The 24,412-nt window shown below is 73.3% G+C and carries 20 protein-coding genes; 15 read left to right on the plus strand and 5 right to left on the minus strand.

What is annotated here, in order from left to right; genetic code table 11:
• Window positions 1-136: 136 nt before the first annotated feature.
• Window positions 137-1,393, plus strand: coding sequence for a helix-turn-helix domain-containing protein (locus ABGB17_RS00560; RefSeq protein WP_347625658.1), 1,257 nt, complete (start codon window positions 137-139; stop codon window positions 1,391-1,393).
• A gap of 139 nt (window positions 1,394-1,532) precedes the next feature.
• Window positions 1,533-1,994: an ATP-binding protein gene (locus ABGB17_RS00565; RefSeq protein WP_347625659.1), complete on the plus strand. Its 462-nt coding sequence runs from the start codon at window positions 1,533-1,535 to the stop codon at window positions 1,992-1,994.
• Window position 1,995: 1 nt separating this feature from the next.
• Here the strand turns inward: ABGB17_RS00565 and ABGB17_RS00570 are convergent, their stop codons facing one another.
• A complete protein-coding gene (locus ABGB17_RS00570; RefSeq protein ID WP_347625660.1) occupies window positions 1,996-2,967 on the minus strand; it encodes a LuxR C-terminal-related transcriptional regulator in 972 nt (323 codons plus the stop codon).
• A 128-nt stretch (window positions 2,968-3,095) separates the two neighbouring features.
• On the opposite strand from ABGB17_RS00570, the gene ABGB17_RS00575 reads away from it, so the two are divergent.
• Genes ABGB17_RS00575 through ABGB17_RS00585 form a run of 3 tightly spaced genes read left to right on the plus strand, consistent with a single transcriptional unit; the run spans window position 3,096 to window position 6,577 of the window.
• A complete protein-coding gene (locus ABGB17_RS00575) occupies window positions 3,096-4,700 on the plus strand; it encodes an ABC transporter substrate-binding protein (RefSeq protein WP_347625661.1) in 1,605 nt (534 codons plus the stop codon).
• A 58-nt stretch (window positions 4,701-4,758) separates the two neighbouring features.
• The gene (locus tag ABGB17_RS00580) at window positions 4,759-5,685 is read left to right on the plus strand and encodes an ABC transporter permease (RefSeq protein ID WP_347625662.1); all 927 of its coding nucleotides are present in this window, start codon (window positions 4,759-4,761) and stop codon (window positions 5,683-5,685) included.
• Window positions 5,678-6,577, plus strand: a complete 900-nt coding sequence (locus ABGB17_RS00585; RefSeq protein ID WP_347625663.1) for an ABC transporter permease — start codon at window positions 5,678-5,680, stop codon at window positions 6,575-6,577. The genes ABGB17_RS00580 and ABGB17_RS00585 overlap by 8 nt, the downstream gene beginning before the upstream one ends.
• A gap of 71 nt (window positions 6,578-6,648) precedes the next feature.
• Here the strand turns inward: ABGB17_RS00585 and ABGB17_RS00590 are convergent, their stop codons facing one another.
• Complete coding sequence (locus ABGB17_RS00590) at window positions 6,649-7,398, minus strand: helix-turn-helix transcriptional regulator (RefSeq protein WP_347625664.1); 750 nt, start codon at window positions 7,396-7,398, stop codon at window positions 6,649-6,651.
• A 334-nt stretch (window positions 7,399-7,732) separates the two neighbouring features.
• On the opposite strand from ABGB17_RS00590, the gene ABGB17_RS00595 reads away from it, so the two are divergent.
• The 4 genes from ABGB17_RS00595 (at window position 7,733) to ABGB17_RS00610 (ending at window position 10,738) form a co-directional block, all read left to right on the plus strand.
• Window positions 7,733-8,185: a DUF2690 domain-containing protein gene (locus ABGB17_RS00595; protein ID WP_347625665.1), complete on the plus strand. Its 453-nt coding sequence runs from the start codon at window positions 7,733-7,735 to the stop codon at window positions 8,183-8,185.
• A 111-nt stretch (window positions 8,186-8,296) separates the two neighbouring features.
• Complete coding sequence (locus tag ABGB17_RS00600; protein ID WP_347625666.1) at window positions 8,297-8,902, plus strand: DUF4166 domain-containing protein; 606 nt, start codon at window positions 8,297-8,299, stop codon at window positions 8,900-8,902.
• A gap of 112 nt (window positions 8,903-9,014) precedes the next feature.
• Window positions 9,015-9,746 carry a DUF899 domain-containing protein gene (locus ABGB17_RS00605; RefSeq protein ID WP_347625667.1) on the plus strand — a complete coding sequence of 244 codons (732 nt, stop codon included), beginning with the start codon at window positions 9,015-9,017 and terminating at the stop codon, window positions 9,744-9,746.
• A 320-nt stretch (window positions 9,747-10,066) separates the two neighbouring features.
• Window positions 10,067-10,738: a fasciclin domain-containing protein gene (locus tag ABGB17_RS00610; RefSeq protein WP_347625668.1), complete on the plus strand. Its 672-nt coding sequence runs from the start codon at window positions 10,067-10,069 to the stop codon at window positions 10,736-10,738.
• A 54-nt stretch (window positions 10,739-10,792) separates the two neighbouring features.
• On the opposite strand, the gene ABGB17_RS00615 is transcribed toward ABGB17_RS00610, so the two are convergent.
• From ABGB17_RS00615 to ABGB17_RS00625, 3 genes are read right to left on the minus strand one after another with little or no spacing between them, the layout of a single operon-like run.
• On the minus strand, window positions 10,793-12,115 hold the full coding sequence (locus tag ABGB17_RS00615) for a M20/M25/M40 family metallo-hydrolase (RefSeq protein ID WP_347625669.1): 1,323 nt from the start codon (window positions 12,113-12,115) through the stop codon (window positions 10,793-10,795).
• Window positions 12,112-13,974, minus strand: coding sequence for a prolyl oligopeptidase family serine peptidase (locus ABGB17_RS00620; RefSeq protein WP_347625670.1), 1,863 nt, complete (start codon window positions 13,972-13,974; stop codon window positions 12,112-12,114). Before ABGB17_RS00620 ends, ABGB17_RS00615 begins: the two co-directional genes overlap by 4 nt.
• Window positions 13,971-15,089 (minus strand): C39 family peptidase, encoded by a 1,119-nt coding sequence (locus ABGB17_RS00625; protein ID WP_347625671.1) that lies wholly within the window; start codon window positions 15,087-15,089, stop codon window positions 13,971-13,973. Before ABGB17_RS00625 ends, ABGB17_RS00620 begins: the two co-directional genes overlap by 4 nt.
• Before the next feature lie 133 nt (window positions 15,090-15,222).
• Here ABGB17_RS00625 and merB point away from each other — a divergent pair, with 133 nt between their 5' ends.
• The 6 genes from merB (at window position 15,223) to ABGB17_RS00655 (ending at window position 24,380) form a co-directional block, all read left to right on the plus strand.
• Window positions 15,223-16,014 carry an organomercurial lyase gene (gene merB / locus ABGB17_RS00630; RefSeq protein ID WP_347625672.1) on the plus strand — a complete coding sequence of 264 codons (792 nt, stop codon included), beginning with the start codon at window positions 15,223-15,225 and terminating at the stop codon, window positions 16,012-16,014.
• Window positions 16,015-16,120: 106 nt separating this feature from the next.
• A complete protein-coding gene (locus tag ABGB17_RS00635; RefSeq protein WP_347625673.1) occupies window positions 16,121-16,897 on the plus strand; it encodes an N-acetylmuramoyl-L-alanine amidase in 777 nt (258 codons plus the stop codon).
• A 286-nt stretch (window positions 16,898-17,183) separates the two neighbouring features.
• The gene (locus ABGB17_RS00640) at window positions 17,184-18,992 is read left to right on the plus strand and encodes a methylmalonyl-CoA mutase family protein (RefSeq protein ID WP_347625674.1); all 1,809 of its coding nucleotides are present in this window, start codon (window positions 17,184-17,186) and stop codon (window positions 18,990-18,992) included.
• Window positions 18,989-21,163 (plus strand): methylmalonyl-CoA mutase, encoded by a 2,175-nt coding sequence (gene scpA, locus ABGB17_RS00645; protein WP_347625675.1) that lies wholly within the window; start codon window positions 18,989-18,991, stop codon window positions 21,161-21,163. The genes ABGB17_RS00640 and scpA overlap by 4 nt, the downstream gene beginning before the upstream one ends.
• A complete protein-coding gene (gene meaB / locus ABGB17_RS00650; RefSeq protein WP_347625676.1) occupies window positions 21,150-22,190 on the plus strand; it encodes a methylmalonyl Co-A mutase-associated GTPase MeaB in 1,041 nt (346 codons plus the stop codon). Before scpA ends, meaB begins: the two co-directional genes overlap by 14 nt.
• Before the next feature lie 90 nt (window positions 22,191-22,280).
• A complete protein-coding gene (locus tag ABGB17_RS00655) occupies window positions 22,281-24,380 on the plus strand; it encodes a CehA/McbA family metallohydrolase (RefSeq protein WP_347625677.1) in 2,100 nt (699 codons plus the stop codon).
• Window positions 24,381-24,412 lie beyond the last annotated feature (32 nt).

Genomic DNA, 24,412 nt, shown 5'->3' on the forward strand with positions numbered 1-24,412 from the left:
GCCGTCCAGATCCGCAGGTGAAGTCGGGACAGGTGCCCACCGGCGCGGAAACCCCGTTGTGCACGAGCACAACGACACGTCACGAAACGAGAACCGAACCTTGTTCCGGACGGCGGCGGGTGGCACGCTGATGAAGATGGCCGTCAAGCGCAGTGAGCACGTGGGTGAGGACGTGCGCGAGGTGTTGCGGATCGCCGCCACGCGGCTGCTCCGCCAACTGCCCGAGCTCACCGAGGAGCTGGTCGCCCGGGTCCGGGAGGGCGACGAGGCGTACCGCAGGTTCGTCACGCCGGACGACCACTGGCAGAGCACCGAGGAGGGCCTGCGCGCCGGCATCGAGGCGATCCTGCAGCGGCCGGAGGAGCGCCGTGACCTGGAGTTCGCGCGGCACATGGCGGGGCGCCGCGCCGAGCAGGGACTGCCCCTCGAGTCCCTGATGCGCATGTACCGCCTCGCGGCGCAGGTCACCTGGGCCGCGTTCGTCGACCTCATCGAGCGCGAGCACCCCGAGCTGCTGCCCGCGCTGGTGCGCACCGCGACGCACGTCTGGCACGCCATCGACCGGCAGGCGCTGATGGCCGCCGACGTGTACCGCAGGCGCGAGAAGGAACTGCTCGGCCGCAGCACCGAGCGGGTGAACGCGCTACTGGACGAACTCCTCGAAGGGGCGGCCGACGGGGCGGTGGCCCGCTCCGCCGCCGCCGCGCTGGACCTGCCCGAGCGCGGCCGTTATGCGGTCGTCACAATAAGGCTCCCCGTCCGCCATGATCACGAAGGTGCCCGTGTCAACGGCAACGGCGCCCCCAGCGGTTACGGCGGTTACGGCGGCCCCGCCCGGGACGCGCGCCCGGAGACGCTCGGCGCCATGCGGCTGCTGTGGCGCATGCGCGCCCAGTACGAGGTGGCGGTCGTGGCGCTCGGCGAGGCCACCCTGGACGAGCTGGCCGAGGGCATGACGGCCGTGGTGTACGGCCCGGCGGGCGTCAGCCCGGTGGTGGGCGGCCTGGTCGAGCTGGCGGCGGCGCGGCGCCTCGCCGAGCTGGCCATGCGCACCTGCGAGGGCTGCGGCCCCGAGATCGCCCGGCTGGACCGCCGGCTGCCGTCCGCGCTGGTCATCTCGCAGCCGGAGCTGTCGGGGCGCCTGGTGTCGGAGGTGCTCGGGGCGCTGCAGGGCTTGGACCCCACCGACCGCGAGGTGCTGCTCGCCACCCTGTCGGCGTGGCTGCGCTGCGAGGGCTCCGCCGCCCGCGCGGCCGGGCAGCTCTACTGCCACCGCAACACCGTGTTCAACCGCATGCGGCGGCTGGAACAGCTCACCGGCCGTTCGCTGTCCCGCCCGCGCGACATCGTCGAGCTGGCCCTCGCACTGGACGCCAGCCGGTTGTTGTCCTGAACCGGCACTCGGGCCCCGGCGGCCCCACCGGTGGCTCCCCCCGGGTGCACGGGGAGCAGGTTCCTACCTTTTGGCGACATCTCACAGCGGCAGTGCCGCGTCCTAAACACGGTGCGGCAGATCACGAACGGGGGGTCTCATGACTTCATCGGGCTACGTCAGGGCGCAACCGCCCAGCGACCGGGTTCTGCGCTTAGCGGGTGACCCGGACGCCGTGGCACGCGCCCGGCGGCTCGTCTCGTCCGCCGTCGGGGTCGCGCACCCGCTGCACGACGACTGCGTGCTGCTCACCAGCGAGATCGCCACCAACGCGGTGCGGCACTCCGCCTCCGCGGGCGGCACGTTCACCTTGTCGGTGTCCTACTCCGCCGAATGGGTGCGGGTCGCCGTGCAGGACGCCGGGTCGGCCGAGCCGCCGTTCGGCTGGCGTCCCGCCTCGCCGCTCGACACCGGCGGCCGGGGGCTGCAACTGCTGGAGGCGCTCGCGCACCGCTGGGGTTTCATCCGTGAGGCGGGCAAGAACAACGTGTGGTTCGAGATGCACATCGAGCTCGCCACCCGCCCTCCGGCGTCCCCCAATGGGCGGCGCGCCGCGCGGTGACTCAGAGCTCCAGGTGGCACAGGCCCTCGGCCAGCACCTTGGTGGTGAGGCGGGTGCGGCTGTCGCAGCCGAGCTTGGCGAAGATGTGCTCCAGGTGGGTGGTGACCGTGCGCACGCTCAGCACCAGCGCCGCGGCGATCTGCGGGTTGGAGTCGCCGAGCGCGACCCGGGTGAGCACGTCCACCTCGCGGGCCGTCAGGTCGTACGGCAGCACGCACGGCCGTTCGGCGATCACCGCGCCCTGGATGGCGCCGCGCGGGCCCACCCCCGCCCGGTGTACCCGCACCTCGCGCCACGTCCCCGCGCCGTCCAGCCACAGCCCCCGGCGCGACAGCTCACGGGAGTCGATGAAGTCCCTGGCCAGCCCCGCCATCGCCGGTTCGCGCCCGACGGCGTCCGACGGCGGCCACCCGGCCACCGCGCGCCGCCGCCCGCACCGCTCGAACGCCATCGCGTGGAAACCCGGCGGCAGCCCGAGCGGGTCGATGACGCAGCGGGTGAGGTCGGTGATGTGCGCCAGCGCCCCGGACACCGCGCTCAGCACCGCCGGCGTCTGCGGGGAGAGCGGCTCGCGGGAGTTGACGTGCAACAGGCCGGTGTAGCGGCTGCCGTCCACGAACAGCGGCGCCGTCATGCCCGACCGCCAGCCGTACGGGGCGAGGTGCCTGCGGAACCAGACCTCGGTGCCGGGCGCCCCCATGTCCAGCGGCACCCGGGACGCCATGGCGCGCCGGTAGGGATCGAGCCGGGCGTACTCCTCCGCGGCCTCCGCGTGGATCCGCGGGTAACCGGACGACACCAGGCTGCTGTGGCGGCCGGTGGCGGGGTCGAACGCGACGAAGTCGTACGCCTCGAACGGGATGACCACGCGCAGCGCCGTCATGGCGCCGTGCGCCCCCGACCCGCCGGCCACCTGGAAACCGACTTCGGTGAACGCATGGAGGTGGCGGGCGCTCAGGGTGATCTGATCCATCACTCCTCCGCGATCATCATGACCGACGGGGCGGGCCGCCGGAATACGTAATCCTTCCGATGTAGAGCCTTGCCTCGCTATTTAGCCTCTCCGGCATCACGCCCGAGCGACGGAGAGGCAGAGGAAAAGTGACGGTCGTCAGCAACGCGCGAGGTGCCGCCGTCCTCCTCGCGGCGGCGCTCGCGTTGAGCGCGTGTGGCGGTTCCGGTGGTTCCGGCGGCTCAGGGGGCGGTGACCAGGGTCCCAAGCGGTTCTCTGTCGCGCTCACCGAGCCCGACCACCTCACGCCGGGCAACACCTCCAGCAGCTACTCGATCACCGTACTGCAGGCCGTCTTCGACACGCTCGTCGTCATCGGCCCGGACGGCAGCCCGCAGATGCGCGCCGCCGAGTCGGTGACCAGCCAGGACCAGAAGACCTGGACCATCAAGATCAAGCCGGGGCAGAAGTTCCACAACGGCGAGGAAGTCACGGCGCAGAGCTTCGCCGACGCCTGGAACGCCGCCGCGTACGGCCCGAACGCCTGGACCAACAACTACTACTTCGCCAACGTCGAGGGCTACGACAAGCTGAACCCCGAGGCCGAGGGTGCCACACCGGGGACCGACAAGCTGAGCGGCCTGAAGGTGGTCGACCCGGCCACGCTCGAGGTGACGCTCACCGCGCCGTTCAGCCAGTTCCCCATCACGCTGGCCTACACCGGCTTCGCGCCGATGCCGAAGGCGGCGTTCACCGACCTCAAGGCCTACGACCAGAAGCCCATCGGCAACGGGCCGTTCGCGCTGGACGGCGAATGGCAGCACAACCGGCAGATCGCCCTGAAGAGGTTCGACGGGTACGCCGGGCCGCGGCCCGCCAAGGCGGACGGCGTGCTGTTCAGGATCTACGCCAGCCGCGACACCGCCTACACCGACCTGCGGGCCGGCAAGGTGGACCTGCTGCAGACCATCCCGCCGGCCAGCGCCCCCGAGGCCAAACGGCTGCTCGGTGACCGGTTCGTGCCGACCGCCAGCGGCACCATGGACTACCTCGGCTTCCCGGTGTTCGACAAGCGGTTCCAGAGCGCCGACCTGCGCAAGGCCGTGTCCATGGCCATCGACCGGCAGGCCATCGTGGACGCCGTGTTCAACGGCGCGTTCAAGCCGATGGGCTCGCTGGTGGCGCCGCTGGTGCCCGGCTACCGCGAGGGCGCGTGCGGCGAGGCGTGCACGTACGACCCGGCCAAGGCCAAGGCGCTGTACGACAAGTCGGGCGGGTTCTCCGGCACGCTCAACCTGTACTTCTCCAACGCCGACCCGAGCTACGAGCAGTGGATGACGGCCGTCGCCAACCAGCTCAAGCAGAACCTCGGCATCGCCGACATCAGGTTCCGCAAGATCCCCGCCTCCGACTACCTCTCGACGCTGCGCGAGAAGAAGGAGGACGGGCCGTACCGCAACAACTGGGTGATGGACTACCCGAGCCCGCAGAACTACCTGGAGTCGATGTGGGGCGCGGGCAACCGGATGGGCTGGGAGAACAAGGAGTTCACCGACCTGATCGCGCAGGCCAACGCCGCGCCGAGCATGGAGGCGAGCATCCCGCTCTACCAGCGCGCCGAGGACGTCGCGCTCGCCGAGATGCCTATGATCCCGCTGTGGAACTGGCAGGACCAGGCCGGGTACTCGTCCAACGTCACCGGGGTGCGGATCGACGCCTACAGCCCCAACCTCGACACCATCTCGGTCAAGTAGGCATGCCCGCGACGAGGACCCCGGCCGGCCGTCCGGGGTCCTTGCCCGGAGGCGCCGGGTGAGGTACGCCGCGCAGCGCCTCCTGCAGGCCGTCCCGGTGTTCGTGGCCACGACGTTCCTCATCTACGCCATGGTGTGGGCGCTGCCGGGGGACCCCATCCTGGCGCTGGCCGGGGACAAGCCGCTGCCGGAGTCGGTGGTGCGCACGCTGCGCGCGCACTACCACCTGGACGAGCCGCTCATCGTGCAGTACGGCCTGTACATGGCGGGGGTGTTCCTGCGCGGCGACCTCGGGGAGACGTTCACCGGGCAGCCGGTCGCCGAGCTGCTCCAGGACCGCTGGGGTGTCACCGCGCAGCTCGCGCTCACCGCGTGGGTGTTCGAGCTGGTCGTCGGCGTCGGCCTCGGCGTGCTCGCCGGGCTGCGCCGCGGCAGGCTCGCCGACACCCTCGTGCTGGCCGGCACGACGTTCGTCATCGCCGTCCCGGTGTTCGTCGTCGGGTACACCGCGCAGATCGTGCTCGGGCTGAACCTCGGGCTGTTCCCCACCGCGGGCACCGACGAGGGGTGGCCGGTGAGCTACCTGCTGCCCGGCATGGTGCTCGGGTCGTTCGGCCTGGCGTACGTGGCGCGGCTCACCCGCACCAGCGTGGTGGAGAACCTGCGGGCCGACTACGTGCGCACCGCCACCGCCAAGGGCCTGCGCCGGTCCCGGGTGGTCGGCCGGCACACGCTGCGCAACTCGCTGATCCCCGTCGTCACCTACCTCGGCGTGGACTTCGGCAACCTCATGGCGGGTGCCGTGGTCACCGAGGGCATCTTCAACCTGCCGGGCATCGGGCAGCAGGTGTTCCAGTCCATCCAGCTCCAGGAGGGCCCGGTGGTGGTCGGCGTCACCACCCTCCTGGTAATGATCTTCATTGTGGCCAACCTGCTCGTCGACCTGCTGTACGGCGTGCTCGACCCGAGGATCCGCCGTGGTTGACGTCAAGGCCGCCGCCGAGTCCACCGTGCCCGGCGGCGGGGAACCGCCGGGCTCCCTGTGGCACGACGCGTGGCGGGAGCTGCGGCGCCGCGCGCTGTTCTGGGTGTCGGCCGCCATCCTGCTGGTCGCGCTCGCCATGGCGGCCTTCCCGTCGCTGTTCGCCGCGCTCGGCCCCAACGAGGGCTGCGACCTGCGCGACTCCAAGCGCGGGCCCGGCCCCGGCGCGGTGTTCGGGTACGACCTGCAGGGCTGCGACTACTGGTCCCAGATCGTGCACGGCACCCGCGCGTCGGTGCTGATCGGGCTCGCCGTCACCGTGTTCGCGCTGCTCATCGCGGTCGTGCTCGGGCTGCTCGCCGGGTACTACGGCGGGGTGCTCGACGCCGTCGTCTCCCGGGTCACCGACGTCTTCTTCGGCATCCCGTTCGTGCTCGGCGCCACCGTGGTGCTGGTCGCCTTCCCCGGCCAGGGCATCTGGGCCATGACACTGGTGCTGGTGCTGCTCGGGTGGACCACCATGACGCGGCTGATGCGCGGCCAGGTGATCGCCGTCAGGGACACCGACTACGTGCAGGCCGCCCGTGCGCTCGGCGCCGGCGACGTCCGCGTCATGGTGCGGCACATCCTGCCCAACTCCCTGGCGCCCGTTTTCGTGGTCGCCATGCTGAATGTGGGGAACGTCATCTCCGGTGAGGCCGTCCTGGACTACCTTGGGGTCGGCCTGCAGTACCCCGACGTGTCGTGGGGCCTGCAGCTCAACGTCGCCCAGTCGTTCTTCGCCGAGTACCCCCACCTGCTCCTGTTCCCCGCCCTGTTCCTCACCGCCACCGTCCTGAGCTTCCTCCTCCTCGGCGACGTCGTGCGCGACGCCCTGGACCCGCGACTCCACTGACCGGTGACCTGACCGCACCGCCATCGCGCCCCGGCCGGCCGAAGGAGGGGACCGGCCGGGGCGCCCCGGCGTCACTCACACGCGGGCAGCGCCGGTTGGTCCTTGGTCCGCACCGCGGGCAGCCACGCCACCCCGCCCGGCGCGTCACCCACCCGCACCCGGAACCACCGCGTGGTGCCGACCCCCGTCTCGTCCGCCACCCGCTCCCCGTCGTACAGGACGCAGTCCGCCCGCAGCCGATCGTCGTGCCACACCCGGTGCGCCACGACGTTCCCCGCGTCGTAGTCCAGCCGCGGATCCCTGGCCAGCCCCATGCTGCACGCCGGCACCCGCTCGGCACGCGTGCCGCAGTCCCCCTCGACGTTGAACACCCGCACCGTGGCCGAGGTCGCCGTGGGCACCACACCCCCCATGACCCGCGGGGCCTGCGGCTCCCGCCCCGTCCACCACAAGGTCACCGCGGTCACCGCGGCCGTGGCGAGCAGGACCGTCACCACCACGGGCACCCGTGGCCGCCACCGCGCCCCGGCGGCCTCCTCCCGCGCCTCCTCCTGCCCCGTCCCGGCGGACGAGTCCCGGCCGGCGTCCGCGACCGCCCACAACCGGTGCAGCTCCCGTAACTCGTCCCCGCTGGCCCCGCACGCCCTGCCGAACGCGTGCACCACCCCGTAGCCGGACGGCACCTTCGCCCCCGAACAGTACCGGTGAAGGCTGGAACTGCTCACTCCCGTGCGCTTGGCGAGCTCCTCGAAACTCACGTCCGCCCGATTCTTGAGCGACCGCATCCGGGCGGCGAACCTCTCCGTTTCCCCCGTACGCATGATCCGTTTCCTCCCCGTGCGACATGAGCCGGACCCGTCGCCCACTCGCCGAGGACATGTCCCACCCGTATCCCAGGCAGCGTGCGAAACGGCAGCTCAGGTGGATGTCTGTGGCCCATCATCCCATTTGCCGCTGTTTTATTGCCAGGTATTGCGCCATATTGCAAACGTTGGTTTGGCCTCCGGGGCATCAGTCCGGAAAACAGGGTGAGGCTAATGATCGGCGCGCTTTCGCGGCCGTTGTTACTCCCTTTGTTCGCGGCTCGGAACCGGAGGTCCGCTTGGACGATCGCGGCCCTCGTCGCGGCCGCGGACTACGGAAGGAATGAATGACGTGAAACTCTCCAGGCTGGTGTCCGCGGGGCTCCTCGGTGCGACGTTGCTCGCCGGGGCGACGCTGACCGCGCCGCCCGCCTCGGCGGGAGCCCTGGTCTGCTCGGGGTCGGCGTGCGACGGCCGCGACCCGCAGGGCAACTGCTCGGGCGACGCCCGCACCGTGGACAGCCTCACCTTGGGCCAGGCGATCCTGGAACTGCGCTACAGCAGGGCGTGCCGCGCCGCGTGGGCCCGGATCAGCAACGCCCCGTGGCGAGTGAACGACACGTTTGTCTCCTTCGCCCGGATCATCCGCAACAGCGACGGCCGGACCTACACCTGCAGCGTGCCCCAGGGCGGAACGAGCTGCTACACCCTCATGGTCAACGACGCCAACGTCACCTCCTACGCCTACGGCGAGTGGGACTCCGGCGCACGCGTCTACTCAGGCCGTACCGGCTCCTACCTCTGACAGGGAATCCCACCCGGTGAACGGGGGGTCCGCGGGCGAAGAGACCACGCCCGCCGGATCCCGCCGCCCCCGCCCCGCGTCGCAGTCGCGGCGGCGGGGGATACCGGGATCATGACCGGCGAGTCGGAAGACTGGATGCGTCGCTTCCACCTGGGCACCGAGACGGTGACCGGCACGGGCGAGCTCTCCGTACGGCGAGGCACAAGCCGCCTCGCCGGCGCCCTCTGCGCCCTGCTGCGCCTGCCGCGCACCGGCGAGCCCGTCCCCGCCCGCGTCGTCGTCCACCGCCGCCCTGCCCGTGTCGTCGTCCACCGCCGCCCCGCCGGTACCGGACCGCGGCCGCTCACGGAGCGCTGGGTCCGCCACATCGGCCCCTACCGCCTGACCACCACCCAGGTCCGCACCGGCCCCCACGGCAGGGAACGCCACGGCCTCCTGGTTCTCCACACCCGCACCACCGCCGGCCCCGGCGAGGTCACCGTCACCCAGACCCGGACCGTCCTCGGCGCCGGCCCGCTCCGCGTCCGGCTCCCCGCTCGTGTGGCCCCCCAGGTGTCGGCGCGTGCGCGCGTCGAGCCCGGTGACCTCCATGCCCCCGCCCCTCGCTTCCACATCGAGGTACGGGTGACCCTGCCCGTCGTCGGGCTGCTGCTCTCCTACACCGGCCACCTGTGCGAGGAACGCGGGGACCGGCTCCCGCCGCCTGCCTCCGGGTAGCGCGGTCATGCCAGGGACGTGACACCGACCCCAGAATCGACCGGGGACCCTGGACGGCCGGCCACCTGCGGGGTGTCATGAGGATCTGGCCGACGGTGATGAGGGGATGGTCATGGAGTTACCCAGGGTCGTGTCGCGGGACGAGTGGCGGGCGGAGCGGGTGGCGTTGCTGGAGAAGGAGAAGGAGGTGACGCGGGCGCGGGACGCCGTCAACGCGGCGCGGCGGGGGTTGCCGATGGTGGAGGTGGACACCGAGTACGTGTTCGAGGGGGCGGGCGGGAAGGTGGGGCTGCCCGACCTGTTCGAGGGACGGCGGCAGTTGATCGTCTATCACTTCATGTGGGTCAAGGGGACGGGGCAGGGGTGCGGCAGTTGTTCGTTCCTCGTGGACAACGTGGGAGATCTGCGGCATCTGCACGCGTGTGACACGACGCTGGTGCTGGTGTCGCGGGCGCCGTACGCCGAGATCGAGCGGTTCAAGGGGCGGATGGGGTGGGGGGTGCCGTGGTACTCCTCGCACGGGAGCGACTTCAACTACGACTTCCACGCGACCAACGACGAGGCGGTGGCGCCGGTCGAGTACAACTACATGGACAAGGCGACGCTGGAGAGCAAGGGGCTGCTGTTCCTGGCGGCGGACGACCAGGACGGGCACGGGGCCAGTGTGTTCCTGCGGGACGGGGAGCGGGTCTTCCACACCTACTCGACCTTCGGGCGAGGCCCTGAGACGGTGCTGACGACGTACAACTACCTCGATCTGACGCCGCTCGGGCGGCAGAGGTACGTCAACGAGTTCCCCTACCACGACACGTACGGGGAGGACGCGGGGACGGGCTGCCACTAGAGAACCCGGCGAAAGGCGCAAATCCCTTCAAATCCCCTGTGGGTGTATAGCGGTGCCAGATCAGCGGGCCGTTGTGTCGAGGTCCGGAGGACGCTTGCCCGGGGTGGGTCAAAGGCCGACACCGCAGCCGGGGGGTGCCGCGGGTGGCGGGGTACGGGTGGGGTGAGGCGGCGGGAGTCCACCCGCCGGTGCGATCGAGGTCGCCGGCCGTCAGGGGGCTGACGGTCATGTGCACCGCCCTGCGAGCCGGCCACCGCCGGTCCGGGGACCTGGTCACTCACCATGGTGGCCGTTCACCACACCACAAAGGGACAGACGCCATGAAATATCGTCTTCTCGCCCTTCCGATAGCGGCAGCGACCCTGTCGATCTCCGCCACGTACGCCGCCGCCACCACCGGCGGTGGCACGGGGACGTCCTACGCGCCGGCGGCGGCCGGGGCGCGCGTCCAGCCGACCGAGTCACCCACCGATTCGCCGACCACCACGCCCACCGAGTCACCCACCACCTCGCCGGGTGTCGCCCCCGTCGGGCCCGGCTGCGGCAGCCTCCCGCAGTCCGGGCCGGGCAGCCCGGCCGACCTCGCCGGCCAGCCGGCGGGCACCGCGCTCTCGCAGGTCCCCGAGCTGTCCACGCTGGCGAGGGCCGTGGAGAAGGCGGACCTGAAGGACACGCTGGACTCCGCCGAGGACATCACCGTCTTCGCGCCGGTCGACAAGGCCTTCGACAAGATCCCCAAGGAGACGCTCGACAGGGTGCTCGCGGAGAGGCAGGTGCTCGACCAGCTCCTCAAGTACCACATCGTCCAGAAGCGCCTCAGCCCGTCCGACCTCGCCAACGGCAACTTCACCTCCGTGCAGGGCGGCAAGATCACCACGAGCGGCTCCGGCCAGGACTTCAAGGTGAACGACGCCAAGGTGCTGTGCGGCAACATCCAGACCAAGAACGCCACCGTCTACCTGATCGACGCGGTGCTCAAGCCGCGCGGGTGACCGATGACGGAACCGCGCCGGGGACCCGGCGCGGTTCCGCGCGACCGGAGACGGTCAGGGGGCGGTGAGCAGGCGGTCGAGCACGCGGACGCCGAACTCCAGGCCGGCGACCGGGACGCGCTCGTCCACGCCGTGGAACATGCCGAAGTAGTCCAGCGACGGGTCCAGCAGCAGCGGGGCGAAGCCGTAGCCGCGGATGCCGAGCCGCGCGAACGACTTGGCGTCGGTGCCGCCGGTCATGACGTAGGGCACGGGGCGGCCCGCGGGGTCCTCGGCCAGCAGGGCGGCGCACAGGTCGTCGAAAAGGCCCTCGGTGGGGGAGGCGACGTCGTCGTCGAAGCTGACGAACTCGCGGGTGATCTTCGGGCCGAGCAGCTCGTCGATTGTCGCGAGGAACTCGTCGCGGAAGCCGGGGAGAAAACGGCCGTCCACCTGCGCCTCGGCGGTGCCGGGGATGACGTTCACCTTGTAGCCGGCGTTCAGCATCGTGGGGTTGGCCGAGTTGCGGATGACGCCCTTGAACAGGGTGCCCGCCCGGCCGAGCCGTTCGGCCTCCGCGTCCAGCCGGTCCAGGTCGATGGTGGTGCCGAGCGCCTTGCCGAGGTCGGCGATGAGCGTCGCCACCGCCGGGGTGAGCCGCACCGGCCACCGGTGGTCGGCGATGCGGGCGAGCGCCCGGCACAGCTCGGCCACCGGGTTGTCCACCGGCGGCTTGGACCCGTGCCCGGCCACGCCGTGCGCCGTCACCTTCATCCACGCCGTGCCCCGTTCGCCCACCGCGACCGGGTACACCCGCAGCGGCCCGCCGTCCGGGGACGCTCCGTCGAGGCCGCCGGGCGCGCCGCGGGGCACGGTGACGCTGAAGCCGCCGCTCTCGCTGATGGCCTCGGTGCAGCCCTCGAACAGCTCCGGGCGCCGGGTGACCGCGTAGCCCGCGCCGTACTCGCCGGTCGCCTCCTCGTCGGCGAGGAACGCCAGCACGACGTCCCGCCGCGGGCGCCGTCCCTCGCGTGCCCACTTGCCGACCAGCGCCAGCGTCATGGACAGCGTGCCTTTCATGTCCACCGCGCCCCGGCCGTGCACGCAGCCGTCCTCGACCTCCCCGGAGAACGGGTGCGTGCGCCACTCGCCGGGGTCGGCGGGCACGACGTCCAGGTGCCCGTGGATCAGCAGGCCGCGCGGGTCGTCGCCGGGGATGCGCGCGACGACGCTGGTGCGGCGGGGCGCGGACTCGAAGATCTCCGCTTCGACGCCCGCGCCGGCCAGCAACTCGGCGACGTACTCGGCCGCCGGGCGCTCTCCAGGCCCTCCCGGCGTGCCGTCGTTGGTGGTGTTGATTCTGAGCAGGTCCGAGCAGATGCCCGCCACCTCTGTCACGTTCGTCCTCTCAGGGTGAGCGGCGGCACCTCGGGAGTGGGGAAGCCGAAGATGAGCCCGTAGAAGGCGAGCTCGGCCTCCAGTGCCGCGACGATGGTCTCCTTTTTCCTCCAGCCGTGCTGTTCCCCGGCGAACGTGAGGTAGGCCCATCTTCCGCCCGCGGCGTCCAGCGCGGCGAGGAAACGCTCCGCCTGCCCGTGGTCCACGATGGCGTCCTCCAGCCCGTGCAGCAGCAGGGCCGGGCCGGACGCCCGCGCGGCGTGCAGCAGGGGCGAACGTTCCTCGTACCGCCGCCGCGCCTCGGGCAGCGGCCCGATCAGGCCGTCCAGGTAGCGGGACTCGAAGTCGTGCGTCTCCCCGGCCCACGCCTCGGGGTCGGTGATGGCGTACCGCGCCACCGCGCCGCGGAACACCTCGCTGTGGGTCAGCGCGGCGAGGGCCGTCCAGCCGCCCGCGCTGCCGCCCCGGACGGCGATCCGCGCCGGGTCGGCGAGCCCGGCCTCGGCCAGCCCCCGCGCCACGGTCTCGCTGTCGCGCACGTCCACCACACCCCACTGGTGGCGCAGCCGCTCGCGGTACGCCCTGCCGTACCCCGTGGAGCCGCCGTAGTTGACCTGCGCCACGCCGATGCCCCTGCTGGTGAAGTACGCGACCTCCAGGTCGAGCACCAGCGGGCTGGCGCCGGTCGGCCCGCCGTGCACGAAGATCACGTACGGCGCGGGGCCGTCGCCGGCCGGCGGGTACACGTGGGCGTGCACGCCGCCGAACATCCGCGCCTGCGGCCGGGGCAGCGCACCGGCGGGCGGCAGCGCCTTCGGCGGCGACACCACCTCGTGCGCCCCGGTGACGAGGTCGGTCACCACCACCTCGTAGGGCCGGTACGGCGTGGCGCCCACCCCCGCGGCCCGCGTGCCGTCCGGGGAAACCGACAGCGTCGGGGCCCAGTAGGTGTACGGGTCGCCCACGTCGGCGATCTCGCCGGCGCCGGGGTCCAGCACCCCGAGCCGCCGCCCGCCCGGTGTGCCGTACGTCACGGCCACCCGCCCGCCCGCCGGGGCGAACCACGTGAGGCCGAGCTTCCACGCGGCGTCCCCGAACTCCAGCGGCATCTCCGCGAGGTTGCGCGCCGGGCCGCCGTCCAGCGGCACCAGGTGGAGGTTCCACCACCCGCCCGGGTCGGTGACCGCGTACAGGGCGCCGTCGTCGCGCCACTCGGCCTGCGCCACCGCCTCCTCGGGCCCGCCCGCCACCACGCGGTGCGGCCCGGCGGTGCCGTCGGCCCGCAGCGGCGCCACGCACAGCTCGGTGCCGTCCCACGGCATGGCCGGGTGGTCCCAGCCGATCCACGCGACCGTCCCGCCGCCGGGGGACACCCGCGGGTTCATCACGAAGTGCTGCGCCCGCACCACGACCCGGGGCGCGCCGCCGTCCAGCGGCACCGCCACGATGTCGCGCCGGTCGCCGGTCTCGCGCACGCACCAGACCTCGCCGCCGCGCACCACCAGGTCGGCGTACCGGGCGGGGCCGGGCGGGGTGATCGGCTCCGGCTCGCCGCCGGGGCGCAGGACGTACAGCCGCCCGTCGTCCCAGTGGGTGAACACCAGCCCGCCGCCGGGCAGCGGGCGCCAGGAACGCCCGCCGTACTCGACCACGCGGTTGCGGGCGTTCCACCCCGGCGGCAGCACGTCGCGCACCGCGCCGGACGGGTCGCGCCGCACCACGCAGCGCCGCCCGCCCTCGGCCGGGCGCGGCTCGTCCCACCAGATCTCCTCGCCGCCGGGAGCGGGCACGATCTCCACCCACTGGGGGCGGTCGTCCACGCGTGCGACATCGGCGGCCGTGATGGGAGATGAAGTCACCAGTTGCCCTCTGAAGGTGGGAGCGGAACGTCACTCGGATGCACGACATGGACGATTCCCGCGCTGCCCGCGCCGCGTAACCAGACGTTCTCGAACGCTGCCCGCGGATAGATTCTCTTGACCGTGCCGTCGGACGGGCCCGCCGGATCGTTGGCGATCACGTCGCCCTCGGCGGTGAACCCGGTCACCACCATGATATGGCCGCGGGTCGAGTACCCCGAGCCGGGCAGCTCGTGCTCCTTGAACGACTGCGAGGTGATGACCGGCACACCCGCCGCGATGAAGCGTTCCAGCTCGCGCAGCGACCGCAGCCGGGTGACGAACCCGTCCAGCCCGTACCGGCCGGCGTAGGCGACGCCGAAGGGCCAGTTGCCGGTGCCCTGGTAGCTGTGGTCGTACATGTCGCGCGCGGCGTGGTCCACGGCGGGGCACGGGTCGGCCGGATCCACGAACGCCAGCTCGACGGGCTCAGGGCCGCGGCCCCAGTACTGCAGCACCATGGTCATGGACGCCGGGCTGCACCACGCCTCGCCCCCGCCGCCCCACTGCGGGTGGTGCCCGGCGTGGACGCGCTGCGAGCGCGGCGGCACGGCCAGCTCGACGCCGCGCGCCTCGCCCGGCTCGCTCGGCGGCACGGACGCCCGGTTGGGCACCGCCGAGGCCATCACCCCGGCGCCGCGCACCGACGCCCCGGCGCCGTGCAGGGTGAGCCGCAGCTCGTAGGCGGTGACCGGCCGGGTGGCGGCGAACGTGTCCACCGCCACGTCGCCGTGCTCGTCGCCCTGCCCCGGCAGCGAGGTGCGGTGCACGTCGTCGCCGCCCTCGGCCCAGCGCCCCATGTCGTACCACTTGGTGAGCTCGCCGGCTTCGGTGCGCAGCCGCAGCTCCACCCGCAGCCACGAGCCCTTCGGCGCGGACGCGGTCCACGAGGGGACGAGCTGGGTGGCGGGGAAGCCGATCTCCACCTCGCCCGAGGTCCACCGGGTGTACGGCCAGGTGCCGGCCTCGGTGCCGAACGGGTCCCGATAGGTGGTCACGCCGGTCTCGGCGGGGACCACGCCGGTCCAGCGGCGGTAGGTGACGAGTCCCGGTGCTGCGGGTGTCGGGGTGACCACGTGGCCGATTGTGCTTTGGGGGTCTGTGTGGCACATCGGATGGTTTACGTATCCGGCGGCCGGTCCCGGCTATGCCGCCATCGGCCGGTACGGAGCCGCATCGACAAAGGTCAGAGTGGGTATCGTCCCCCGCATGCTCGATCTGGCAGACGTGCGGATGTTCGTCTACCGGCGGTTCGCCGAGCGGGGATGTCCTCCGTCCCCCGAGGAGGTGGCCGCCGCGTTCGGCACCGGGCCCGAGGAGGCGCTGGAGGCGCTGCGGGCGCTGCACGAGGCGCATCTGCTGGTGCTGGACGGCGAGCGGCGGCGGATCGTGATGGCGCACCCGTGGTCGGCGGTCCCGCTCGGCTTCGTGGTGGCGAGCAGCGGGGTCAAGTGGTGGGGCGGCTGCGCGTGGGACTCGTTCGCCATCCCGGCCCTGGTGGGCGAGCCGTGCCTGGTGGCGACCCACTGCCCCGGCTGCGGGCGGGCGCTGGCGCTGGACGTGTGCCCCGACACGCCGCCCGCCCTGCCCCTGGCGGCTCACTTCCTGGTCCCCATCCCGCGCATGTGGGACGACGTGGTGTTCGCCTGCGCGAACCAGTCGCTGTTCTGCTCGGAGGAGCACGTGGGCCGGTGGCTGCGTGAGACGCGGTACCCGCGCGGGGTGCTGCTGGACATGCGCACGCTGTGGCTGCTCGCCACCCGCTGGTACGCCGGGCGGCTGACCCGCGAGTACCGCAGGCGCACCCCGGACGAGGCGCGGGCGCTGTTCCGGAGCCTCGGGCTGTCCGGCCCGTTCTGGGGCGAGGAGCACGACCCCGCGCCGCCGCCGGCCGCGCCAGGGGGCCGTCCGGCCGCGCCGCCCGTCACCGACGATATCGGCATATCGCCTCTGTACATCGGTCAAGGCGTGCAAAGGGGTAAGTGGCAATGGCTAGGGTAGTCATTCGGATTCGGCCCACTGCTTGCCGTTATATGCGGTCTGCGGGTCCCGGCCCGGGACGGTGGGTTATAAGTCTGAAATATCCGTTTCCCCCTGGAGAACCTTCGTGGCCATCGACCTCGTATCGCGCAGCGCCTGGGGTGCCCGGGCCCCGCGCGGCTCCTATTCCACTCTCACGTCCACCAAGGGCGTCAAGGTGCATTACACCGGCGGCCGGGTCGACCCCGCCATCGTGAACGACCACGCCAAGTGCGTCGCCATGGTGAAGTCCATCCAGAACCAGCACATGAACGGGAACGGCTGGATGGACATCGGCTACTCGATGGTGGCCTGCCCGCACCGCAAGGTGTTCGTCGGCAGGGGCCCGCGCCGCCTGCCCGCCGCCAACGGGCCCGGCCTCAACTCGGGGCACTACGCCGTGCTCGGCCTGGTCGGCAACAGCGGCCTGGTCAAGCCGCCGGACGCCATGCTGCACGGCATCGTCGACGCGATCGAGTACCTGCGCGCCGAGGGCGGCGCCGGCCGCGAGATCAAGGGCCACCGCGACGGGTACGCCACCGAGTGCCCCGGCGCGGCGCTGTACGCCTGGGTGAAGAAGGGCGCCCCGCGGCCCGGCGGCGACCCCGACCCCGAGCCCCCGGGCGAGCAGCACCCGAAGTGGCCCGGCCGGCTGCTGAAGTACCCGCCGGTGATGCACGGCGAGGACGTGCGCACCTGGCAGGCCCAGATGGACAAGCGCGGCTGGACCATCGACGTGGACGGCGCCTACGGCGAGCAGTCCCGTGACGTGTGCGTCGGCTTCCAGCAGCAGCAGGGCCTCGACGACGACGGCATCGTCGGCCGCCTCACCTGGGACGCCGCCTTCGAGGCCCCCATCACCTGATCGCCTGAGACCCCCCGCCCGCCGCCGCCCCGCCCATGGGGACGGCGGCGTCCGCGTGTCCGGCGCCGGAGGGAGGCCGTGGGCCCCGGCGTGTCCGGGCGGGCGGCCCCGTGGTGGCGGGCGGCCGGCTGATCCTGTGCGGGCGCGTGCCCGGGGCAGGCGATACCGTGGGTGTGCGGGCGCGTCCGGTGCGCTTTCCGCCAGAGAACGGCGGGTTCGCGGCGATCTTCGTGTCACGGGCGCCCCGGCGGCTCCACAGGGCCGCGCAACGCTTAGCATCCAGGACATGACGGTGCAGCCTGACCGGCCAGGGCCGGATCCCGGTTTCCCCGCCGCGACGCGGGACGAGTGGCGGCGGCTGGCCGCCGCCGTGCTCCGCCGGTCCGGGGCCGAGGCCGGCTCCCCTGAGGAGGCCCTCGCCTCCACCACCTACGACGGCGTCACGATCGCGCCGCTCTACGACCCCGGCGACCTGCCCCCCGATCCCGGCCTGCCGGGCTTCGCCCCCTACGTCCGCGGCGGGCGCCCGGTGCGAGGCGCGGCGCAGGGCTGGGACGTACGCCAGCGGCACGCCCACCCCGACCCCGCGACCTCCCACGAGGCGGTGCTCGCCGACCTGGAGAACGGCGTCACCTCCCTGTGGCTGGTCCTCGGGGACGGCGCCCTGGACGTGGCCGCCCTGCCCCGGGTGCTGGACGGCGTGTACCTCGACCTCGCGCCCGTCGCGCTGGACGCCGGGCCGCACACCGCCGAGGCCGCCGAGACGTACCTGCGGCTGGCGGAGGCCAAGGGCGCCGCGCCCGGCGGCGGCCTCGGCGCCGACCCCATCGGCCTGCGGGCGAGGACGGGCGCCGCGGCGCCGCTGGACCTGCCCGCGCTGGCCCGGCTCGCCGCCGCCCACGGCCTGCGCGCGATCACCGTGGACGCCACGCCGTACCACGACGCCGGCGGCGCCGACGCCGAGGAGCTCGGCTGCTCCGTCGCCACCGGCGTGGCCTACCTGCGCGTCCTCACCGACGCCGGCCTGACCGCGCGGGAGGCGTTCGGGCAGATCGACTTCCGCTACGCCGCGACGGCCGACCAGTTCCTCACCATCGCCAAGTTCCGCGCCGCCCGGCGGCTGTGGGCCCGCGTCGCCGAGGTCTGCGGCGTGACCGAGGGGGCGGGCCAGGTGCAGCACGCCGTCACGTCCTCGGCCATGATGACCGCGCGCGACCCCTGGGTGAACATGCTGCGCACCACGCTGGCCTGCTTCGCGGCGGGCGTCGGCGGCGCGGACGCCGTCACCGTCCAGCCGTTCGACGCGCGACTCGGCCTGCCCGACGCCTTCGCCCGGCGCATCGCCCGCAACACCCACGCCCTGCTGGTCGAGGAGGCCGGAGTGGCCCGGGTGACCGACCCGGCCGGCGGGTCCTGGTACGTCGAGCGGCTCACCGCCGACCTCGCCGCGCGGGCCTGGGAGTGGTTCCAGGAGATCGAGCGCGCGGGCGGCGCCGAGGCGGCCCTGGAGCGGTTGATCCCCGCCCGCCTCGCCGCCACGTGGGAGCGCAGGTCCCGCGACATCGCCCACCGCGCCGCCCCCCTCACCGGGGTCAGCGAGTACCCGGACCTCGCCGAGCGCCTGCCCGTCCGCGAGCCGGCCCCCGAGCCCGCCCGCGGCGGCCTGCCCCGCGTGCACTACGCCCAAGCCTTCGAGGCCCTGCGGGACCGCGCCGACCGCGCACCCGGCCGTCCCGTGGTCTTCCTCGCCACCATCGGCCCGGTCGCCGCGCACACCGCGCGGGCGTCGTTCGCCGCCAACCTGTTCCAGGCGGGCGGCCTCGCCACCGTCACCGGCGGCCCCCTCACCGACCCCGAGGAGATCGCCGCGGCGTTCCGCGCGAGCGGCACCACCGTCGCCTGCCTGTGCTCGAGCGACGAGCTGTACGGCGAGCACGCCTCCGCCGTGGCCGCCGCGCTGCGCCGCGCCGGGGCCAAACGCGTCTGGCTGGCCGGGCGGGGCCGCCACGACGGCGTGGACGCCACCGTGCACGCCGGATGCGACGCCCTCGCCGTGCTGGGCACCACGTTCGACGACCTGGGAGTGGCCCCATGATCCCCGACTTCACCGCGGTCGCCCTCGACGGCGGGGCGCCGGACGCGACGCCGGAGCGCTGGGAGGCGGCCGTCCGTGAGCTGACCGGCGCGGGGCCCGCCGTCTGGGACACCCCCGAGGGCATCCCCGTCAAGCAGCTCTACACCGCCGGGGACCTCGCGGGCCTCGACCACCTGCCCGGCTACCCCGGCGTCGCGCCGTACCTGCGCGGCCCCTACCCCACGATGTACGTCAACCAGCCGTGGACGATCCGCCAGTACGCCGGGTTCTCCACCGCGCGCGACTCCAACGCCTTCTACCGCCGCAACCTCGCCTCCGGGCAGAAGGGCCTGTCGGTGGCGTTCGACCTCGCCACCCACCGCGGCTACGACTCCGACCACCCCCGCGTCGGGGGCGACGTCGGCATGGCCGGGGTGGCGATCGACTCGATCTACGACATGCGGGTGCTGTTCGACGGCATCCCGCTGGACCGCATGAGCGTGTCGATGACCATGAACGGCGCGGTGCTGCCGGTGCTGGCGCTGTACATCGTGGCCGCCGAGGAGCAGGGGGTGCCGCCGGAGAAGCTGGCGGGGACCATCCAGAACGACATCCTCAAGGAGTTCATGGTCCGCAACACCTACATCTACCCGCCCGGGCCGTCGATGCGCATCATCTCCGACATCTTCGCCTACACCTCCCAGCGGATGCCGAAGTTCAACTCCATCTCGATCTCCGGCTACCACATCCAGGAGGCCGGGGCCACCTGCGACCTGGAGCTCGCCTACACCCTCGCCGACGGCGTGGAGTACCTGCGCGCCGGTGTCGGCGCGGGCCTCGACATCGACAGGTTCGCGCCGCGGCTGTCGTTCTTCTGGTGCATCGGCATGAACTTCTTCATGGAGGTCGCCAAGCTCCGCGCCGCCCGCCTGCTGTGGGCCCGCCTGGTGCGCGGCTTCGGCGCCGCCGACCCCAAGTCGTTGTCGCTGCGCACCCACAGCCAGACGTCCGGCTGGTCGCTCACCGCGCAGGACGTCTTCAACAACGTCGTGCGCACCTGCGTGGAGGCCATGGCCGCCACGCAGGGCCACACCCAGTCGCTGCACACCAACGCCCTGGACGAGGCGCTGGCCCTGCCCACCGACTTCTCCGCCCGCATCGCCCGCAACACCCAGCTCCTGCTCCAGCAGGAGTCCGGCACCTGCCGCGTGATCGACCCCTGGGGCGGCAGCGCGTACGTCGAGCGGCTCACCGCCGAGCTGGCCGCGCGGGCACTCGAGCACATCGAGGAGGTGGAGCGGGCCGGCGGCATGGCCAAGGCCATCGACGCCGGGCTGCCCAAGCTGCGCATCGAGGAGGCCGCCGCCCGCACCCAGGCCCGCATCGACTCCGGCAGGCAGCCGGTGATCGGGGTCAACAAGTACCGCCCCGCGGCCGACGAACCCATCGAGGTGCTGCGCGTCGACAACACCGCGGTGCGCGCCGGGCAGATCGAGGGCCTGCGCCGCCTGCGCGCCGAGCGCGACCAGGCCGCCTGCGACGCCGCCCTGGAGGCCCTCACCCGGGGCGCCGAGGGGGACGGCAACCTGCTGGCCCTCGCGGTGGACGCCGCGCGGGCCAAGGCCACCGTCGGCGAGATCTCCGACGCACTGGAGAAGGTCTTCGGGCGGCACGCCGGGCAGATCCGTACCATCACGGGGGTGTACCGCGACGAGGCGGGCGACTCCGCCGCCATCGAGAAGGTCAGGGCGGCGAGCGCCGCGTTCGAGCGCGGCGAGGGCCGCCGGCCCCGCATCCTGGTCGCCAAGGTGGGCCAGGACGGGCACGACCGCGGGCAGAAGGTCATCGCGACGGCCTTCGCCGACCTCGGGTTCGACGTGGACGTGGGCCCGCTGTTCCAGACCCCGGCCGAGGTGGCCCGCCAGGCCGTCGAGGCCGACGTGCACATCGTCGGGGTGTCGTCCCTCGCGGCCGGGCACATGGCGCTGGTGCCCGAGCTGCGCGACCGGCTCGCCGAGCTGGGCCGCGACGACATCATGATCGTCGTCGGCGGGGTGATCCCGCCGGACGACGTGCCCGCCCTGCGCGCGGCCGGCGCCGCCGCCGTCTTCGGGCCCGGCACGGTCATCGCCGACGCCGCGCTCGGCCTGCTGCGCGACCTGTCCGCCCGGCTCGGACATGCCGGGTCTTGAGGAGTACCTCCACGGCGTGCGGTCCGGCTCGCTCGGCTGGATCGCCCGGGCCGTCACGCTCGTGGAGTCCACCCGCGCCGACCACCGCGAGCTGGCGCAGCGGCTGCTGGTCGAGCTGACCCCGCTGTCGGGCAAGGCGCGGCGGGTCGGCGTCACCGGCGTGCCCGGCGTCGGCAAGTCGACGTTCATCGACGCGCTCGGCGTGCACCTGACCGGGCAGGGGCACCGGGTCGCGGTGCTCGCCGTGGACCCCTCCTCCACCCGCACCGGCGGCAGCATCCTCGGCGACAAGACCCGCATGGCCCGCCTCGCCGCCGACCCCGCCGCGTTCATCCGGCCGTCCCCGACCTCAGGCACCCTCGGCGGCGTCACCAAGGCCACCCGCGAGGCCATGGTGGTGGTCGAGGCCGCCGGGTTCGACGTCGTGCTGGTCGAGACCGTCGGCGTCGGGCAGTCGGAGACCGCCGTCGCCGAGATGGTGGACACGTTCCTGCTGCTCACCCTCGCGAGGACCGGCGACCAGCTCCAGGGCATCAAGAAGGGCGTGCTGGAGCTCGCCGACGTCATCGCGGTCAACAAGGCCGACGGGCCGCACGAGACGGACGCCCGCCGCGCCGCCCGCGAGCTGGCCGGCGCCCTGCGCCTGCTGCGCGGCGCCGCGGGCGGCTGGGACACCCCGGTGCTGACCTGCAGCGGCATGGAGGGCACCGGGCTGGACGATCTGTGGCGGCAGGTCATCAGGCACCAGGACCTGCTGGAGTCGTCCGGCGAGCTGGCCGCCAAGCGCCGCCGCCAGCAGGTCGGCTGGACCCGCACCCTGGTGCGCGACCGGCTGCTCGCCCGGCTCGCCGAGGACCCCGCCGTCGCGGCCGTCGCGGCGGACGTGGAGCGCGAGGTGCTGGAGGGCACGCTGACCCCCGCACTCGCGGCCGACCGCGTGCTCGCCGCCTTCACTCACGCCGGGGACGCGAGTGCGCCTCCGGTGTCAAAGATCCCTCCCGATCGGCATAGAGCGCCACCCGAGTAGAAGGATTCCATTTCCCGCCGGAGGCATCCTCACCCTCCGTGCACCCCGGTGGTGTCACCATTACGACACGTCCGGTCACGGGAGGTGCGCATGGGCGAGGATCCGATGCTTCCGGAGCCGGTGGCGCAGGCGCTCGGCGGTTACCGCGCCTCGCTGGCCGAGCACGGCATGAGCTGGGGCGAGCCGCCGATCCCTTACGTCCGGCTGATGAGCCTGTCCAGGTTCGTCACCGAGGAGGCGTTCTTCCGCGCGGCGTTCACCCGGGTGCGGTCGGAGCTGCCGGACGTCCCGCCGGCCGAGCACGGCACGCGCGTGCTGGACCTCGACTTCGACGAGGTGCTGCGCGACGCCCTCGGCGGCGACCCGCCGGGCGGCCTCGCGGTGCTGCGCCTCACGCCGTCCGGGCCCGAGCTGACGGGCAGCCCGGTCACCGTGCTCGACGGGTGGCCGGTGCCGCTGGCGCTGCTGCTGGACAACACCGGCCCCGGCGACACCGAGGTGCGCGTCGCCGGGCGCACGGTGCGGCTGCGGCCCGGGGGCGCCCGGCTGCTGGACGTGGACACCGCCACCGAGGTCACCGCGGACGGCGTGCGCGTCGGCCTCGGCGCGCTCACCCGCCACGCGCCGTCCGCCCGGCTGCGGCTGCGCGCCGGGTTCCCCTGCCGGTGGAGCGTGTGGAGCGAGGACGGCCAGGGCTGGTACCCGCCCGGCGCCCCGCCGCGCCGCGACCACCACGGCACCCCCTACTTCCACGGCGACGACCTGCTCCTCGACGTGCCCGCCCGGCCGCTCACCGTGCGGGTGACCCGTGGCATGGAGTACGGCATCGCCGAGACCACCGTCACGCCCGTCCCCCGCGACGGCGCCGAGGCCGGGGGGGCGACCCCGGCCGGGGAGGCACCCGGCCCGTGGGCGCCGGGGGGGACCCCGGCCGGGGACGGGGAGACCCTCGTCGAGCTGACCCCCGAGAGGCTGTACGACGCGGCGTCCGCCGGGTGGTACGGCGCCGACCTGCACGTCCACCTCAACTTCGCCGGGGACGTCGTGGCGACGCCCGCGATGGCCGCCGCCATGCAGCACGGCGAGGACCTGCACGTGCTCAACCTGCTCGCGGCCAACGTCGCGGGTGACCGGGTGTTCGACCGCGAGGCGCTGGAGCACTGGGCGGGGGAGGACCTGCCGTGGTCGGACGGCACGCACGTGGCGCGCATGGGGTTCGAGTACCGCAACGACCTGCTCGGCCACCTGCACGCGTTCGGGGCGTCCGCGCCGCCGAGCCGGTACCATAGCGGGTTCGCCGGGGCGCCGGACTGGCCGCCGAGCGGCACGGTCTGCGAGGAGCTGCGGCGGCACGGCGCCGTCATCGGGTACGCGCACGCGTTCAAGACCCCCGTCGAGACCCCCGAGCAGATCATCGGGAACGGGGCGCGGCAGTGCACCGCCCGCATGGCCGTGGTGGACGCCGCGCTCGGGCTGGTGGACGGCATGGAGGTGCTCCACTACGCCTCCGCGGAGGGCTCCTCGGCCGTGTACCGGCGGCTGCTCGGCGGCGGCAACCGCCTGGCCGCCGTCGCGGGCACCGACTCCATGTTGTCGTTCACCCGGCAGCGCATGGAGATGGTGTCCAGCCCGCTCGGCTGGGAACGCACCTACGCCCGCGTCCACGGCCCGCTCACCGCCGCCGCGTACGCCGAGGCCGTCCGGCGCGGGCGCACCTTCGCCACCACCGGGCCGTTCCTGCGGCTCACCGTGGACGGCGCCGAGCCCGGCGACACCATCGAGCCCCAGCCCGGGGACCGGGTGCGGATCACCGTCCACTCCGTCGGCCCCGAGGTGGAACGCCTCGTCGTGCGCACCGCCGACGGGGTGCTCGCCGAAGGCCCCCCCGGCGAGCTGACCGCCGAGCTGGTGGTGCGCGCCCCCACCTACATCGTGGCCGTGGCCGACGGCGGCCCCCACCCGAGGTCCCTGTTCACCGGCGTCCACGCCCACACCAGCCCTGTCTACGTGGACGTGCGGCGCCGCCGCGTCGCCCGGACCGAGGACGTGCGCTGGTGCCTGGACTGGCTGGACCGCCTGGAGAAGCTCATCCGCGACCACGCCCGCCTGCCCATGCTCACCCAGCTCGACGACCACCTCTCGTACGTCGACGAGGCCCGCCGGGTCTACCTGTCCCGCCTGGCGCACTGACCGGGGGCCGGAGTGACTGGCGGGGCCGCCGA

Origin of the sequence: Sphaerisporangium sp. B11E5 (genome assembly GCF_039871875.1) — a bacterium.
Classification (GTDB): Bacteria; Actinomycetota; Actinomycetes; order Streptosporangiales; family Streptosporangiaceae; genus Sphaerisporangium.